Annotated in this window: 15 protein-coding genes; 2 read left to right on the forward strand and 13 right to left on the reverse strand. The window is 68.6% G+C overall.

Annotated elements, in window-relative coordinates; translation table 11 throughout:
• Positions 1 to 35: 35 nt before the first annotated feature.
• The 9 genes from RQG77_RS17665 to RQG77_RS17705 form a co-directional block, all read right to left on the reverse strand.
• A complete protein-coding gene (locus RQG77_RS17665) occupies positions 36 to 1400 on the reverse strand; it encodes an extracellular solute-binding protein (protein ID WP_311245903.1) in 1365 nt (454 codons plus the stop codon).
• A gap of 156 nt (positions 1401 to 1556) precedes the next feature.
• Positions 1557 to 2726 (reverse strand): DUF4185 domain-containing protein, encoded by a 1170-nt coding sequence (locus RQG77_RS17670; protein ID WP_311245904.1) that lies wholly within the window; start codon positions 2724 to 2726, stop codon positions 1557 to 1559.
• Positions 2727 to 2857: 131 nt separating this feature from the next.
• Positions 2858 to 4555 (reverse strand): long-chain-fatty-acid--CoA ligase, encoded by a 1698-nt coding sequence (locus tag RQG77_RS17675; protein WP_311245905.1) that lies wholly within the window; start codon positions 4553 to 4555, stop codon positions 2858 to 2860.
• Between the two features lie 105 nt (positions 4556 to 4660).
• A complete protein-coding gene (locus RQG77_RS17680) occupies positions 4661 to 5530 on the reverse strand; it encodes a dihydrodipicolinate synthase family protein (protein ID WP_311245906.1) in 870 nt (289 codons plus the stop codon).
• On the reverse strand, positions 5527 to 7182 hold the full coding sequence (locus tag RQG77_RS17685) for a tripartite tricarboxylate transporter permease (protein WP_311245907.1): 1656 nt from the start codon (positions 7180 to 7182) through the stop codon (positions 5527 to 5529). Before RQG77_RS17685 ends, RQG77_RS17680 begins: the two co-directional genes overlap by 4 nt.
• Positions 7179 to 7733 carry a tripartite tricarboxylate transporter TctB family protein gene (locus RQG77_RS17690; RefSeq protein ID WP_311245908.1) on the reverse strand — a complete coding sequence of 185 codons (555 nt, stop codon included), beginning with the start codon at positions 7731 to 7733 and terminating at the stop codon, positions 7179 to 7181. Before RQG77_RS17690 ends, RQG77_RS17685 begins: the two co-directional genes overlap by 4 nt.
• A 79-nt stretch (positions 7734 to 7812) precedes the next feature.
• A complete protein-coding gene (locus RQG77_RS17695) occupies positions 7813 to 8781 on the reverse strand; it encodes a tripartite tricarboxylate transporter substrate binding protein (protein ID WP_311245909.1) in 969 nt (322 codons plus the stop codon).
• Positions 8782 to 8940: 159 nt separating this feature from the next.
• Positions 8941 to 9606, reverse strand: coding sequence for a GntR family transcriptional regulator (locus tag RQG77_RS17700; RefSeq protein WP_311245910.1), 666 nt, complete (start codon positions 9604 to 9606; stop codon positions 8941 to 8943).
• Between the two features lie 105 nt (positions 9607 to 9711).
• Positions 9712 to 10152 (reverse strand): DoxX family protein, encoded by a 441-nt coding sequence (locus RQG77_RS17705; protein ID WP_311245911.1) that lies wholly within the window; start codon positions 10150 to 10152, stop codon positions 9712 to 9714.
• Positions 10153 to 10357: 205 nt separating this feature from the next.
• Between RQG77_RS17705 and RQG77_RS17710 the strand changes: the two genes are divergently transcribed.
• Positions 10358 to 11002, forward strand: coding sequence for a Pr6Pr family membrane protein (locus RQG77_RS17710; protein ID WP_311245912.1), 645 nt, complete (start codon positions 10358 to 10360; stop codon positions 11000 to 11002).
• A 58-nt stretch (positions 11003 to 11060) separates the two neighbouring features.
• Here the strand turns inward: RQG77_RS17710 and RQG77_RS17715 are convergent, their stop codons facing one another.
• Positions 11061 to 12470, reverse strand: coding sequence for an FAD-dependent oxidoreductase (locus RQG77_RS17715; protein WP_311245913.1), 1410 nt, complete (start codon positions 12468 to 12470; stop codon positions 11061 to 11063).
• A gap of 174 nt (positions 12471 to 12644) precedes the next feature.
• Here RQG77_RS17715 and RQG77_RS17720 point away from each other — a divergent pair, with 174 nt between their 5' ends.
• Positions 12645 to 12968 (forward strand): hypothetical protein, encoded by a 324-nt coding sequence (locus RQG77_RS17720; RefSeq protein WP_311245914.1) that lies wholly within the window; start codon positions 12645 to 12647, stop codon positions 12966 to 12968.
• 18 nt (positions 12969 to 12986) lie between these two features.
• Here RQG77_RS17720 and RQG77_RS17725 read toward each other — a convergent pair whose 3' ends face one another.
• The 3 genes from RQG77_RS17725 to RQG77_RS17735 are packed head-to-tail and all read right to left on the reverse strand — an operon-like array spanning position 12987 to position 15116.
• Positions 12987 to 13418, reverse strand: coding sequence for a heat shock protein transcriptional repressor HspR (locus RQG77_RS17725; protein WP_311245915.1), 432 nt, complete (start codon positions 13416 to 13418; stop codon positions 12987 to 12989).
• A 59-nt stretch (positions 13419 to 13477) separates the two neighbouring features.
• Positions 13478 to 14467, reverse strand: a complete 990-nt coding sequence (locus RQG77_RS17730; protein ID WP_311245916.1) for a DnaJ C-terminal domain-containing protein — start codon at positions 14465 to 14467, stop codon at positions 13478 to 13480.
• Positions 14468 to 14474: 7 nt separating this feature from the next.
• Entirely contained in the window at positions 14475 to 15116 is a 642-nt protein-coding gene (locus RQG77_RS17735; RefSeq protein ID WP_056311413.1) for a nucleotide exchange factor GrpE, read from the reverse strand.
• Between the last annotated feature and the right edge of the window lies 1 nt (position 15117).

Genomic DNA, 15117 nt, shown 5'->3' on the forward strand with positions numbered 1-15117 from the left:
GGGCGGACGATACGCCGCCCGCCCCGGTGCACCTGCTACTTGCTCGGCGCCTTGTCGGCCAGGCCCTCGCGGTCGATGACCGTCTGGATCGCCTTGTTCGCCGTGTCGATCGCAGCGTCGGGAGACGCGGAGCCCTTCATCACGGATTCGAACGCCGTGCCTACGGCGAGGGAGACGTCCCAGGGGTAGGTCGGCTCGGGGATCGCGTTCGGTGCGATGTCGTCGACGATGACCTTCGACCAGGGCGCGTCTGCGGCAGCCGGGTCGGCGGCCACAGCATCCTGCACGGACTGGCGAACCGGAGCCTTGGTGAACTGGGTGTCGACGAAGAACGGCACCAGGTTCTCAGGATCCCCGGCGATCGCCCAGGACAGGAACGTCCCCGCGGCCTCAGCGTTCTTGGTCTTGGCGTCGACGACCCACTTGAAGTTGCCGAGTGTGGTCGCGGTACGACCGTCGGCTTCGGCGGAGTTCACCATCGGTCCGATACCGGTCAGTCCGAGCACGTCCGGGTAGTCCGAGCCGATCTCCGACAGCATCCAGGATCCGGAGACCTTGAAGGCGACCTTCTGCTCGCCGAAGTCCTTGCCTCCGCCGTAGTCGGCGAGAGGCTGCTTGGGCATGTAGCCCTTGTCCCACAGCGTCTTGTACTGCTCCATCATGTCGCGGTACCCCGCGTCGTCGATGTCGGCCTTCGTCCAGTCGTCCGTGAGCGCGGTGTGGCCGGCGAAGTTGTACTGCTGGCCGACGGTCGACCACGCTAAGGTCGCCGCGTCCTGCGCCGGAGAGATGCAGTACTGGCCGTCGGCGAGGGTGGGCTGGATCTTGGCGCACGCGTCGAGGAGTTCGTCCCACGTGGTGGGCCCTGCGGTCGAGTCCACTCCGGCCTTGTCGAGCATGTCGGTGTTCCAGAACAGAACCGCCTGAGGCTCGAGCAGCAGCGGGTAGGCGTAGTACGTGCCGTCGACCTCCGAGACGGGCTTCGCCGCGTCCGAGATCTCGGCGAGCGCATCGGCGGGAACGATCGAGTCGAGCTCGTGCAGCTGTCCGGCGTTGACCGCGTCCTGGATGCTGCCGGGGTGCGTGTAGATGTCGGGCGCCTTGCCCGCGGCCTGCGCCGCCTTCATCTTCTGGTCCCACGCGTCGCCCGGGACCTGGGTTCCTACGACCTTGATCTCATCCTGCGACTCGTTGAACTTCTTGATGATGCCCTCGTACCACTCGTTCTCCACGGGGGTGAAGTTGCGGTGCCAGAACTGGATCGTCGTGACGCCCTCCTCGTCGCCGCCGCCTGCCGCTTCGCCGGGGGTGCCGGATCCGCAGGCTGCGAGCATCGCGCCGACCGTCAGTGCGCCGACGGCGGCGACCGCCGCCCTCCGCGTGCGTGTGGTGATTCTCATTGGTTCCTCCTCAGGAACGGACTCCTCATCGAGTCGCTGCTGTGTGCTCGGCTCTTCACCGAAGGACACCGGCCGTGCCAGACGATCCACGGTGACCGGGTATGCGCCAGAGTAGGCGAAATCGATTTCATACGCAAGGGATCCGGGACGCTCTCATCACTCGGAGCGTTCCAGATCGGCCGAGAACCAGAACACGTTGTACGGCCCCCACAACGAGAGCGCGAAGTGGATCCGTCGCCCCCCATCGGTGACGTAGCGCGGATTCAGGTACGGCGAGTACAGGCCCTCGTACTCGCTCCCGGACACGAGTTCGATCGGTTCACCCCACGGCCCCCACGGCGTGACGCCCTCACGGATGTACGCATCGCCTGCGTCGGAATAGGTCATGATCCAGCGCTCGAGGTACGTCGACCACATCACCGAGAGCTCGCCGATCGTACCGTCGACGATCGTCTCGGCATCCGCCATGTCGCTGCTCCACCGGGGCGTCTCGCCATCGACCCCCGCGAAATAGGAGTACGCGGACTGGTCTTCGACAGCCGCCTCGGTGGCCGGCACGCGCATGAGCTGCACCCCGCCGAACCGGCCGGACGGGATGGACCAGAAGTAGATCCAGTCCACTCCGCCCTCCGACACCTCTGCAGTCGCGACCTGCACGAAGTTCGAGTCCCCCGGCCACTCCACACCGTCGACCGGTGACCAGCTCTCGCCGCCGTCACGCGAGACGATCAGAGCAGCCTGGTTGGCATCCCAGGCGCCGGGCTCGCCCCAGTACCTCACCGACATGTACGAGACATAGAGCGTCTCACCGATCGCGAACCCGTATGTCGGGATCTTCGTGACCTCGCCACCGGCACCGTTCGCGTCGTGGTCCCCCTCGATCAGGGCGGCGGCCAGGCCGATGTCATCCTCCACCCACCCCTCGAAGTCGATGCCGTCTGTGGGGTCGTCGTCGGTGGTCCAGGCGGCGACGTTCGACCGCCAGAACCCTCCCTGTCCACCGATCGACTCGGGATCCCGCTCGCCGAACGTGTCGCCGAAGAAGAAGAACGTCCGGTCGCCGACGTTCGTCATGGAGCCGAGATCGGTGCCGGCCACAGAGACGGCCGCCGTGTCGTTCATCGCGTCGGGACCGGTGAGCTGGGCGATCTCCGTGAGGTTCGTCACCCCCTGGAGCACGAACGGCTTGTCGGGGTCCGGGTCGACGTTCACGCCGCCACCTCCCGAGCAGCCGGCGAGTGCGAGAGCCACGACCACGGATGCCACGACGGCGGCACGACGACGCGATGCGGATGCGGATGTGGATGCGGACGAGACACGGGGCATGATCCTCCTCGATCAGCGGACTGTGTGCTCCCGAACCTAGCGAAATCGATTTCAGAAAACCAGGGTCATCATGAGGTCCGAGGCATACCCGTCGCGCCGCAGCGGCGGGAGGGCCACCCCGCGCGCGCGACTCAGCCCGCGAGCATCCGATCCCGCACCTGACGACGCAGCACCTTGCCGATGAGCGAGCGCGGAAGATCGTCCATCGCGACGATGCGCTTGGGAACCTTGTAGGGCGTGAGCCTCGTGCGGCAGAAGTCGCGCAGGGCGCCCGCGTCGAGCGTCGCGCCGTCGCGGAGCACCACGGCCGCAGCGACCTCTTCGCCGCTGCTCGAGCGCGGAAGACCGACCACGGCGGCCGCGACCACGTCGGGGTGCGCCTGGAGCGCATCCTCGACCTCGCTCGGCGACACGTTGAACCCGCCGGTGATGATGAGCTCCTTCAGGCGGTCGACGATGGTCACGAACCCGTCTGCCGACACCTCGGCGATGTCGCCCGTGCGCAGCCACCCGTCGGCGAGCAGCACGTCGGCGGTCTCTCCCGGCCGACGCCAGTATCCCTGGAACACCTGCGGGCCGCGCACGAGAAGCTCTCCCCGCTCGCCCACCGGCACGTCGGTGTCGGTGTCTGCCGGATCCACCACGCGGATCTCCGTGCTCGGGAACGGCACACCGACCGTTCCGGGGCGACGACTGCGCCCCATCGGGTTGCCCAGCGCGACGGGCGAGCTCTCGGTCATGCCGTAGCCCTCGACCAGCAGTCCTCCGGTCGCCTCCTCCCACCGTTGCACCGTCGCCACCGGCAGACTCATCGCGCCCGAGATCGCGAACCGCACGGTCGAGAGGTCGATCGTCCCTCGGGATGCCGCCCGCGCCAGCTGGTCGTAGATCGGCGGCACGGCGGGGAGGAAGGTCGGAGGGCTCGTACGCGCCGCCTTCGTGACGAGGTCGAGGTCGAACGTCGGGAACAGCACCAGCTTCGCGCCGATGCTCATGGCGAACGTCAGGCACAGCGTCATGCCGTACGCGTGGAACAGCGGCAGCACCCCGTAGAACGTCTCCTCGCCGGCGACGAGCCCCGGCACCCAGGCCTGACCCTGCATCGCGTTGGCGCGCAGATTCGCGTGGGTGAGGATCGCCCCCTTCGGGACGCCCGTCGTCCCGCTCGTGTACTGCAGCAGCGCGGTGTCGTCGAGAGTCGGGGCGTCGACGCGGCGGGAGAGCGCGCGGTGGTCGACCAGCTTCTTCCAGGGCAGCGCTCTGCGCGCCTTCGGCGTGCTGGTCAGCTTGGCCCGCGACGCTCGTGCCTTCGGGATGGGCAGCCGCAGCAGGAACCGCTGTGAGGCGGGCATGGCCTCCGTCAGATCGACACTGACGATGTGCTCGACCCGCAGGTCGGCGGGGAAGTCCGCGATCGTGTCGACCGTCTTGTCCCAGACGATCGCGACCTTGGCGCCGTGATCCTCGAACTGGTGCCGCAGCTCCCTGGCCGTGTAGAGCGGGTTGTGCTCCACGACGATCGCGCCCAGGCGGAGCGCCGCGTAGAAGGCGACTACGTGCTGCGGGCAGTTGGGCAGCACGAGCGCCACGCGGTCACCCTTGTGCACCCCGAGACGTCGCAGTCCCTCGGCGGCGCGCAGGATCTGATCGCCGAGCTCGCGGTAGGTCGTGACGGCGCCGAAGAACTCGAGAGCCGGTCGTCGGGCGAACGTCCGGACGCTCGCCGCCATCATCTCGGTCAGCGTCTGAGACGGGGTCTCGATGTCCGCGGGGACACCCTCCGCATAGGAGTCGAGCCATGGCCGGGAGTCGTACGGGTTGACGGACATGGTCCCATCCTCCCCCGTGCCGGCTATGAGAACCACCGGCAGGGAGAAGGCGGCCTGACCGAAGCCACGCCGCCCACCCCTCCCCGATCTCTCCTGCCGCTCGCCCTAGCGGTGCGCGGCCACCACCTGGGCGACGGCCTGGCGCTCGGCATCCGTGGGCTCCGCGATCGCCATGCGGCAGTGCGTGTCGACGACGTCGAGCACCCGGTACGCCTCTTTCATGCGCGCCATGTCTCCTCCGATGAGCGAGACGACGTCGTCGACCGCGGCCTGAGCTGCGGCGATCGCGTCGGCATCGCCCGACCGGCCGGCGTCGGCCAGGGCGCGGAACGGCTTGGGGGTGACCGACGAGACTCCCGAGACGACCCCCTGTGCGCCCACCTGCACAGCGGCGATCAGGTCGCGATCGGCGCCCGTGTACAGGTCGAAGTCGGCGGGGACTGCGGCCCGGTAGGCGGCGATCTCGTCGAGCGAGAGCTCGCTGACCTTGGCGCCCACGATGTTGGGCAGCTCGGCGAGGCGCGCGAGCAGCTCGACCGAGACGGGATTGCCGCTGCGGGCCGGGTAGATGTAGACGTAGAGCCGACCGTCGCCGATCGCATCCGACAGCGCCGCGAAGTAGTCGTAGATCGAGTCGTCCGTCGCCTTGAGGTAGTACGGGGTGAGGGCGGCGAACTCCGTCGCGCCGAGCCTCTTGGCGATCTCGACGAGACGCAGCGCCTCGAACGTGCTGGGCTGGCCCACATGCACGACGACGCGCATCCGGTCCTTCAGCTCGGCGAGTGCCGCCTCGACGATCGCCGCGAACTCGGTCGCGTCGACGGCGGGGAACTCGCCCGTCGTGCCGAGGACGAAGGCGCCCTCGTTGCCCGACTCGGCGACGAACCGGAAGATCGCTCGCGACCCCTCGAGGTCGAGTGCGCCGTCGCTGTGGAAGGCGGTGGGCACGGCGGTGAGGATGTCGTAGCGGGTCACTTCTCGTTCTCCTTGGAGTTCTTGCGAGCCCTGCGGGCGGCGCGGGCTGAGGTGTCGACGTTGCGCACGGTGGAGGTGAGCAGGTCGGGGTCGGCGGCGAGTTCGCCGTGTGCCTTCTCGATCTGCTCGCGGCTCTCGGCCTGCAGGATCGAGTCCTCCAGCGAGGCGCGCTCGGCACGGGGTGTGCGGGCGGCGCGGATGGCCGGCATCACGATCGAGAGCACCGCGAGAGCGAGCAGCACGATCGCGATCGGGCTCACGACCTCGAAGAACGGCCGGGTCGGGAGGATCGCCAGGGTGCGAGCCAGGTTCTCCTCGGCGAGCGGGCCGAGGAGAAGGCCGAGCACGATGGGACCCGCGGGCACCTGCATCCGCTTGAGCAGAACTCCGATCACGCCGAACACGAGCATCGTCACGACGGTCGAGAGGCTGTTCGACGTGGCGTACGTGCCGATGATGCAGAAGATCAGGATGCCGCTCCACAGGTAGGGCTGCGGCACGTCGAGCAGCTTCACCATGCCCTTCATGCGCACGAGGCTCAGGCCGAGCGAGAGCAGTGTCGCCACGAGCATGATGCCGACGATCGAGACCACGAGGTCGGGGCGGTTCGTGAACAGAGTCGGCCCGGGGGTGATGCCCCAGATGATCATCGAGCCGATCATCACGGCCATCACCGAGTCGCCGGGGATGCCGAGCGCCATCGTGGTCGTGAGCGAGCCGCCGAGCGTCGCGCTGGAGGCCGTGTCGGAGGCGGCGACGCCCTCGATCGAGCCCTTGCCGAACATCTCGGGGTGCTTCGACGCCTTGCGCGCACGCTCCCAGCCGATGAGGCCGGCGATGTCGCCACCCGCTGCCGGGATGAGACCGACGCCGAGTCCGACCGCGCCGCCGACGGCGGTCGCGCGACCGCTCTGCTTCAGCTCCGACCGATTCGGCCACCAGCGGCCGAGGCTCGAGATGGGGCGCACGTTCGACTTGCGGTGGGTGAGCAGCTGATCGAAGAGCTCGGCGATGCCGAAGAGGCCGATGATGACGGCGATGAAGTTGACGCCCTCGACGAGTTCGAGCACCCCGAAGGTGAAGCGCTGGTCTGCGGTGGCGGCGTACGTTCCGACAGTGCCGAGCATGAGGCCGAAGAGACCCGCGAGGATGCCCTTGAGCATCGACTTCGACGAGATGCCGATCATGATCGAGATGCCGAAGATCACCAGCGCGAACAGCTCGGGCGACTTGAAGTAGTCGCGGGCGAAGCTGGCGATCGGCACGGCGGCGACCGCGAACAGCACCAGTGAGGCGAGGATGCCGACCGCCGAGACGATCGCCGAGATCGTCAGCGCGAGACCTGCCCTCCCCTGCTTCGCCATCGGATAGCCGTCGAGCGTGGTGGCGATCGACGCGGGCGTGCCGGGGGTGTTGATGAGGATCGAGGGCACCCGGTCGCCGAAGTTCGCGGCGACGTAGATCGTCAGCAGCACGGCGAGGCCCTGCACGGGCTCGAGAGTCAGAGTGAATCCGGCGGCGAGCGCCACGGCCATGGTCGCGGTGATGCCGGGGAAGGCTCCGACCATGAAGCCGAGCAGGAGCCCGACGAGCATGTACAGCAGGATCGAGATGTCGAGGAGCGAGTTCAGCCCCTCCATGAGCGCGTTCACAGCGGGATCCTCAGGAGCATGCCGAACACGACGTAGACGAACGCCGTGACGGAGACGGAGTAGATGATCAGGCTCAGCCAGCGGCGGTGACCGTAGAGGAGCATGAGGGCGGCCATCAGCACGGCTGCGGCGATCGGGAAGACCTCGATGCGGTAGCCGAAGAGGATGACGGACCCGAGCGACCAGACGGCGATGAAGGCGCCGGCGATCGCGAGGGTGGCGATCACGCGGACCGTGCCACCCGGCTGGATGCGGTCGAGATCCTCACGGCCGGGAGCGGGGCGGGTGATCGCGATCGCGAGGATGGCGAGGGAGATGACGACGGCCGTGACGGCGATGACCATGGGCCAGAAGCGTGCGTCGATCTGCCCGGGGAGCGCCTCGCGGCGAAGGGGGACCTGCGTGGCGAGGAACAGGTAGCCGGCGCTGAAGGCCAGGGAGACGACCCCGAAGACGATCTCGAGCGGTCTGGACGCCGGTGCGCCCTGGTGTTCGTCCTGTTCGACCCGATCGGTGTGCTCCACCGCGGGGGTGGACTCGGCGTGGGACATGGTTCTCCTTCCCTGGTCTGACATGCGGCGGAGATGGTGCGGGGCCGGTGATGAGACCGGCCCCGCGTTCCCTGGCCGGTCAGCCCAGGAGGTCCTTGAAGAGGTCGAACTGCTCGTTCACGAAGGTCGTCCACTCGGCCGAGTCGCGGTAGACCACGAGGTTGCCCGCATCCTTCTGGAACTGCTGGTAGGTGTCGGACTCGACAGCCTCCTTGACGGCGGCCTCGAGCTCGCTCTTCACGTCGTCCGGGAGGCCCTTCGGAGCGTAGATGCCGCCCCAGCCGCCGAAGACCACGTCTTCGCCGATCGCCTCGTCGGCCGTCGGGACGTCCTCCGCATCGGGGTGGCGCTCATCGTTCAGAACCGCGAGGATGCGTACGGCCTCGCCCTGCGCGAGTGCTTCGCCGAGGCCCGACACCGCAGCGATCGTCTCACCGGAGGCGGCGGCAGCGACCGCTGTGGCTCCACCGTCATAGGGCACCGGGGTGAAGGCGGCACCGGTGGCGTCGCCGAGTCCGATGGTCGCGGCTTCCCAGATCGAGCCCGCACCGGAGTTCGCGACCGTGACGGCCCCGGACTCCGCCTGGGCGACGAGGTCTTCCAGGGTCTCGATGCCGCTGTTGGCACCCACCGTGACGACACCGGGAGCGAGCATGATCTGGCCCAGCAGGTCGAAGTCCTCCGGCAGCACGTTCGCGCTCTGCGTGGTGTTGAGCATCGCGATCTCGACCGGAGCGAAGCCGATGACGTACCCGTCCGGATCCTGCGAACCGACGTACTCCATGGCGAGCGCGCCTGCGGCACCCGGCATGTTCTCGGGGATGACGCTGACGCCGAGGATTCCCTCGAGCTCGGTCGCGAGTGCACGCGACGACAGGTCGGACCCGCCGCCGGGGTTCGCCTGGATGATCAGGCGGATGTCGCTCTCGGGAAAGGTGGATTCCGCTTCTTCACCCTCTTCGACCTTCGTGCAGGCCGACAGGACGAGAGCGGTGGCGGCGACGGCCGCGAGTGCGGCGGCGGCACGGGTGATGCGCGTGCGGGGCATCTTTGCTCCTCTACGTGGGTCGACCTTGTTGTCGACACCCTGACAGTAACAGTGTTGACTGTTAACAGTCAACACTGAGCGCGATTCTGTCGGCCGTGACCAGGGCCGGCAGCGGGAGATCAGGCCTGCCTGTGCGCGATCAGGCCTGCGTGTGCGCTCTCAGTCCTGTCGGCTGGCGAGCTCGCTCAGCATCCGATCGCGGGCACCGTCGAGATGGGCGGTCAGCACCGAGGCCGCCTCCTCCGGGGCGCCGGAGCGCATCACGTCCATGAGCTTCATGTGATCGTCGGATGACTCGTGGAGGTCGTCATCGTGGTTGATCGTGACCTCGAGGAGGGAGGCGAAGGTCGGCAAGTACTGGCTCCAGGCGCCCTGCAGTCGCGGGTGGTCTGCCAGCGCGTAGATCTCCGAGTGGAACTCGAGGTCGGCGGCGACGAAGGCCGCATGATCCCCGCTGTCTGCCGCAGCTCCCATCCGCCCGACCGCGGCGGCCATAGCCGCCCAGCGCGCGTCGTCGTCGACCCTCATGGCCCGCGAGAGCGCCAGTTGCTCGAGGGCGCCGCGCAGGCTGTAGAGCTGATCGACATCGTCCTGCGAGAGTCCGGTGATGTACACGCCGCGCGGGCGCTGCACCTCGACGAGCTTCTCGAAGCTCAGCTGGGTGAGCGCGTCACGGATCGGCCCTCTGCTCACCGAGAACTCCTCGGCGAGCGCCTCCTCGGTGATGCGCGCACCGGGCGCCAGCTCTCCGCGGACGATGCGCTGGCGCAGAACCTGCGCCACCTGCGCGCCGAGGGACTCTCCGCGCTTGACGGTCTCTGTCACGGTGACCTCCTGTTAACTGTTGACAGGATACACACGGGTGAGACAGCAGAGGGAGCGCCGCGACGACGCTCCCTCCCTCGGCTCCCGCCGAGCACGACCTCGCGGTCAGCTGAGCCAGGCCGGCACGCGACCGCGCAGGAACGCGCCGTCGAGTGAGAAGCGTCCGGCGCCGGTGAACGCCAGCGCGAGTGCGGCGACGCCGAGCACGGCGACGAACTCGTAGCCGCCCTCGCCGACCCAGAGTCCGGCAGGAAGGTGCACGGCGAACAGTGCCACGACCATGTCGACCGCGAGCAGGATGCCGACGGGGCGCGTGAAGAGGCCGAGCGCCAGCAGGATTCCACCGATCAGCTCGATGAACGCGACGACCGGTGCGGCGATCTCGGGCAGGGGCACACCCATGCCGGAGAAGCTGCCGATGGTTCCCGGAATCGTGTATTCGAAGATCTTCTGCGCTCCATGAGCGGCGAAGACGGCGCCGACCACGACGCGGAGGACGAGGAGTCCGAGCGAAGTGGCGGCAGAGGGGGCGGTGGTGTTCGTCATGAGGAGATGTTCCTTCGTGGCAGGACACCGCGCGCCAGGCGCGGAGCAGGGTCGATCCCTGCTCTCACGCTAGGAAGAGCACTTTTCCATCTCCTGAATGCGGGTCGTCTCAGCCCCGCCCCCGCGGGCTTCCGTAGACTCGCCGGATGGCGCGATTCGCGCTCGGGAGGACGATGGGCGCAGCCGGGAAGGGGCAGGGGCGAAGGTGAGGGCACGATCGCTCTTCGGCGTGCTGCGCCTGGCCACGGCCACCGTCTGCACGGTCGCACTCGTGCACCGACTCTTCTGGGGACTGAGCTCGCGGACCATCGCGGGCGAGAACTTCTTCGCCTACCTGACCGTGCAGTCCAACTGCGCACTCGTCGTGGTGCTGCTGATCGGGGCGGTGCTGGCCTTCATCCGTTCGACGGATCCGCGGTGGTTCACCGTGTCGCTGGCTCTCGTGCTCACCTGGACGATCACCGCCGGCCTCGCCTTCGCGCTGATCGTCTGGCAGGCAGGCCTCCGCGGCATCCGGGTCGACGTGCCGTGGTCGGATCAGGTGCTGCACTTCTGGCTGCCCGCGTGCACGGCGCTGGCCTGGGTGCTCACGCCGGGGCATCGCGGAGTGCCGTGGTGGGTGGTGCCGACCGCGCTCGCTTTCCCACTCGCATGGGGTGGCGTGACACTGTGGCGCGGCCCCTCGGTGGGCTGGTATCCGTACTACTTCCTCGACCCGCGGCAGGTGTCGGGACCCCCGGAGTTCCTGATCACCAGCGGTATCGCACTCGCGATCTTCGCCTTGGTCGCCGCCGTGATCGTGCTCGTCAGCAGGATGCAGCGGCGAGGGCACGAGCGCCCCGAGGTCTGAGGGCTGCGGTCTGAGAACTGAGGCCTCGCGCCTGAGCCGGGGCCTGCCGAGGCGCCGGTCAGGCAGGCGTCTCGAGGAACGGCGCGAGCGACGCGATGGCCGCCTCCAGCGCCTTCTGGTCGTCGAGCTCGGCGAAGTCCGCCGCCGCGTCTCCACCGACGATGCCCACCACGACGTTCTCGCCGGTCGCCGGAGCGAGGTTGATCCAGGTGCGGATCGACACGTCGCCGCCGACGATATGCCAGATCGCCGGTTCGACGGCGGCATCCGTCTCGGCATCCGTCTCGCCTTCCGCCGGCGGGGCCGCCGCGGTGAGCGGATCGTCGAAGCGCAGCCACACGGTCTCGATGCGGCCCATGCCCAGGTCGTCGATCGCGCCACGGTGGCCGAACGGCAGCGCGGGGGCGAACTGCAGCCCCTCGCTCTTGAGCACGCCGAGCGGCACCGTGATGAGCACCCGGTCGAACGACAGCGATTCTCCCGAGGCGATGCCGAGGCTGACCCCGGCCTCGTCGTACGCGACCCGGCCGACAGGCGACGACAGGCTCAGCTTGGCGCCCTCGAGCAGGCCCTCGATGACGGGGGTCAGATCGCCGAGAGGTGCGCTGTACTCGTCGGCGGGGAGGACCGGCGGGAACCAGGTCGACGCCTCGTCGGCGTCGGCCCCGGACGATGCCGAGATCGAGGCGAGCAGGGCCGCGAGCCCGGGTTCGGTCGGATCGGCGCCGGCCGCGATGAGCGCATCCTCGAGCGAGGTGTCGGTCAGCCCCTGCTGGGCCGTGGCGATGGCGGCCTGCACGGGCTCGGCGGACACCTCGTCGACGTCGCCCTCGCTCGATCGCCACAGCGATCCGGCGATCGGCGCGGTGCGGATGTCGAGCGCGTTCAGGGAGTCGAGCAGAGCGCTGTCGGAGGCGCCGAAGAGCCAGCCTCCGAGCTGCGCCGGGAACGGCCACGCCTTGTCGTCGACGACCGAGTGGATACGGCCCCCGACACGGTCGCGCGCCTCGAAGACGGTGACCTGCAGCCCCTCGGCGACGAGCCTCGCGGTCGCGGTCGCACCCGCGAGCCCCGCGCCGATGACCGCGATGCGTTCACCCGCGTCTGCCGCGCGCAGAAGCTGCTCGGCAGCCCGTTCACCCGAGCGGAGGGCGGCGGCCATCGTGCCGGAAGCCTCGGAGTCGGTCGCCTCGCCTGACAGGAACAGGCGGCTATCGATCGGCTCGGCCAGCGCGTCGCGGGCGGTCGCCTGGGTGCCCACCGGCGTGAAGCTCGCGGCGCCGAGCGCGAAGGGGTCCGTCGACCACGAGCTGCGGGCGAACGCGGCCGGGGTGATCGCGTCGCTCGTCGGCTTCGGAGTCGGCGAGCGGTCGGGCGTGGGCGACGGCGCCGGCTCGGGCGTGCAGGAGGCCAGCAGGACTCCCAGGACACCGGCTCCGGCGCCGATCAGCAGTGTGCGACGCGTCATCCTCATCGTGTCGCAACGATACCGCGCGCGGATGGATGCGAGGGTGCGGCGATCCCTTCTGCACCGCAGCGCATCCCGTTCGATCTGTCCTCAGGACCGCAGGATCGCGCATGGGCACACGGCGCCGGACGACACAACACTGCCATTCTGGCGCCACGCTCACAGGATGGAGTCATGACGATGAACGAGCCTCAGGTCTGGACACTCATAGGGGTGTTCGGCGCTGCGCTCCTGGGCGGCTTCACCCTCGTGACGACGCATTTCGGCAGGGTGGTGCGCGCCGAGATCGGCCGCCTCGAGGGAACACTGACCGGGAAGATCGAGGCGCTCGATGGAAAACTGTCCGGCCAGATCGAAGCGCTCGATGGAAAACTGTCCGGCCAGATCGGAGCCCTGGATGCGCGTCTGAACGGTCGCATCGACACACTCGACCACCGACTCGACACACTCGACAAGGAGGTCGCGAATCTCGCGACGAAGGTGTGGCGGTCGTCTTAGCTGCAGTCGAGCGGGAGGTCAGTCCCGCCCGCCACCCGGATGCCAGAGGACGACCTCGGCGGAGCGGCGCATGCGGCGACCGTTCGGCATCGGGATGACACCCGCTGCACCGGCGGCGAACACACGGACACCGGGGCGGCTCTCTCGCTCGGCCCGTAGGGCGGCATCGAGTTCTACGACGCGGCGGCGCAGCATCCGGTTCTCATCCTCCAGATCGAGGAGTCGCGCGATCGCCGGAAGGCTCACGCCTTCAGACGAGAGCTGGGCGACCTCACGGAGCTGCTCGATGTTGCGTGTGGAGTAGCGGCGCGAGCCGCCGGATGTGCGACCGGGCACCACGAGTCCGATGCGGTCATACTGTCGCAGAGTCTGCGGGTGCATTCCCGAGAGCTCGGCGGCGACGGCGATCGCGAACACCGGGGTGTCGGCATCCATGCGCTGGTCAGCCACTGTGGATCACCTCTTCCTCGGTGTTCGCGTTCGTCATCATCGTTCTCATCGCGGCTTCTTTACCGGCGGGCCTTGGCGATGAGGTCGGCCCGCGGGTTCTCGGCGGGTTCGAGGGACTGGAACTTCTCCAGCGCCTCGCGAGCGGCCTCGTCGAGGTGCGACGGCACCGCGATCTGCAGCTCGGCGAGCAGATCGCCCGTGCCCTTCGCTGTGGTCACGCCGCGTCCCTTGACGCGCAGCACGCGTCCTGACGGGGTGCCGGGGGCGACGCGCAGCTTGACCGTGTCGCCGCCGAGCGTCGGAACCTCGATGGTCGCGCCGAGCGCGGCCTCGGTGAACGTCACCGGCACGACCACCCGCAGATTCAGCCCTTCACGGGTGAACACCGGATGCGGTCGTACCGCGATCTGCACCACGACGTCGCCGTTCTCCCCACCGTCGGGCGAGGGGCGGCCGCGTCCGCGGAGCCTGATCTTCTGACCGTCGGCGACACCGGCGGGGATCTTCACCTTGAACGGCTTGCCGTCGTCGCCCTGCAGGCTGATGGTCTCACCCTGCACGGCGGTGGCGAAGTCGAGCGTGGTGCGCGCCGTGACGTCGGCTCCCTTCTGGGGGCCTCCGAAACCGCGGTATCCGCCGGACGTCTGCCCGAACCGACCGGAGCCGAACGAGCCGCCCTGACCCTGGTTGAACATCGCGAAGATGTCCTCGAAGTCGGCGGACTGCTGCTGCCCGCGGCCCTGCTGCCCGAACCGGCTGAAGACGTCTTCGAAGCCGCCTGCACTCGAACCGCCCGCCGTGAAGCGTGCGCCCGAGCCCATCGCGCGGATCTCGTCGTACTCCTTGCGCTGTTCCGCGTCGGAGAGCACCGAGTACGCCTCGCTGACCTCCTTGAACTTCGCCTCAGCCTTCTCATCACCCTGGTTGGAGTCGGGGTGATACTTGCGAGCGAGCTTTCGGTACGTCTTCTTGAGATCGGCGTCGCTGACGTCCTTCGAGACCCCGAGGGTCTTGTAGAAGTCCTTGTCGAACCAGTCCTGGCTAGCCATCGATCACCTACTCTGCAGGTACGGCGACGACGACCTTCGCGGGACGCAGCTCGACATCACCCAGGCGGTAACCCACCTCGACGACCTCGAGCACCGTGGTCTTGTCGGCGCCCGGCGTGGGCTGCTGGAAGATCGCCTCGTGGCGCTGCGGGTCGAATTCCTCGCCCTTCTCACCGTACGAGACGACGCCGAGTCGCTCGACCACCGTGCGCACCTTGCCGGCGATCACGGCGAAGGGCGTGCCCTCGACCAGATCACCGTGCTGGGCGGCGCGGTCGAGATCGTCGAGCACGGGGATGAGGCCCTTGGCGGCCTCGCCCTTCGCGCGCTCGATCTCGACCTGGCGCTGCTCTTCGGTGCGTCGGCGGTAGTTGGCGTACTCGGCCTGGAGACGCTTGAGGTCGTTCAGGAGCGTCGACTCCAGGTCGGCGAGCACGGCATCCTCTGCCGCGGCCTCGCCGGTCTGAGTGGCGCCGAGGATGTCGTCGACCGTCAGATCGTCTGGGGCGCCGTCGACCGGCGTCTCGTCGGATCCTTCGGCGGCCGCGGCCTCGCGCGAGTCGGGGTTCTGCGGCGCGGGGCCGGATGCCTGAGCATCCGACCCCTCGCTGCGAACCTCGTCGTCACCTTCGAAGTTCTTGTCCGTCATG

It is taken from the genome of Microbacterium sp. WCS2018Hpa-23, assembly GCF_031843845.1.
Classification (GTDB): Bacteria; Actinomycetota; Actinomycetes; order Actinomycetales; family Microbacteriaceae; genus Microbacterium.

Bases quoted from the DNA above. Each gene is read 5' to 3' on its own strand.
- RQG77_RS17665 (WP_311245903.1), bottom strand. From the start codon at position 1,400: ATGAGAATCACCACACGCACGCGGAGGGCGGCGGTCGCCGCCGTCGGC.
- RQG77_RS17670 (WP_311245904.1), bottom strand. From the start codon at position 2,726: ATGCCCCGTGTCTCGTCCGCATCCACATCCGCATCCGCATCGCGTCGT.
- RQG77_RS17675 (WP_311245905.1), bottom strand. From the start codon at position 4,555: ATGTCCGTCAACCCGTACGACTCCCGGCCATGGCTCGACTCCTATGCG.
- RQG77_RS17690 (WP_311245908.1), bottom strand. From the start codon at position 7,733: ATGTCCCACGCCGAGTCCACCCCCGCGGTGGAGCACACCGATCGGGTC.
- RQG77_RS17695 (WP_311245909.1), bottom strand. From the start codon at position 8,781: ATGCCCCGCACGCGCATCACCCGTGCCGCCGCCGCACTCGCGGCCGTC.
- RQG77_RS17705 (WP_311245911.1), bottom strand. From the start codon at position 10,152: ATGACGAACACCACCGCCCCCTCTGCCGCCACTTCGCTCGGACTCCTC.
- RQG77_RS17715 (WP_311245913.1), bottom strand. From the start codon at position 12,470: ATGACGCGTCGCACACTGCTGATCGGCGCCGGAGCCGGTGTCCTGGGA.
- RQG77_RS17720 (WP_311245914.1), top strand. From the start codon at position 12,645: ATGACGATGAACGAGCCTCAGGTCTGGACACTCATAGGGGTGTTCGGC.
- RQG77_RS17730 (WP_311245916.1), bottom strand. From the start codon at position 14,467: ATGGCTAGCCAGGACTGGTTCGACAAGGACTTCTACAAGACCCTCGGG.
- RQG77_RS17735 (WP_056311413.1), bottom strand. From the start codon at position 15,116: ATGACGGACAAGAACTTCGAAGGTGACGACGAGGTTCGCAGCGAGGGG.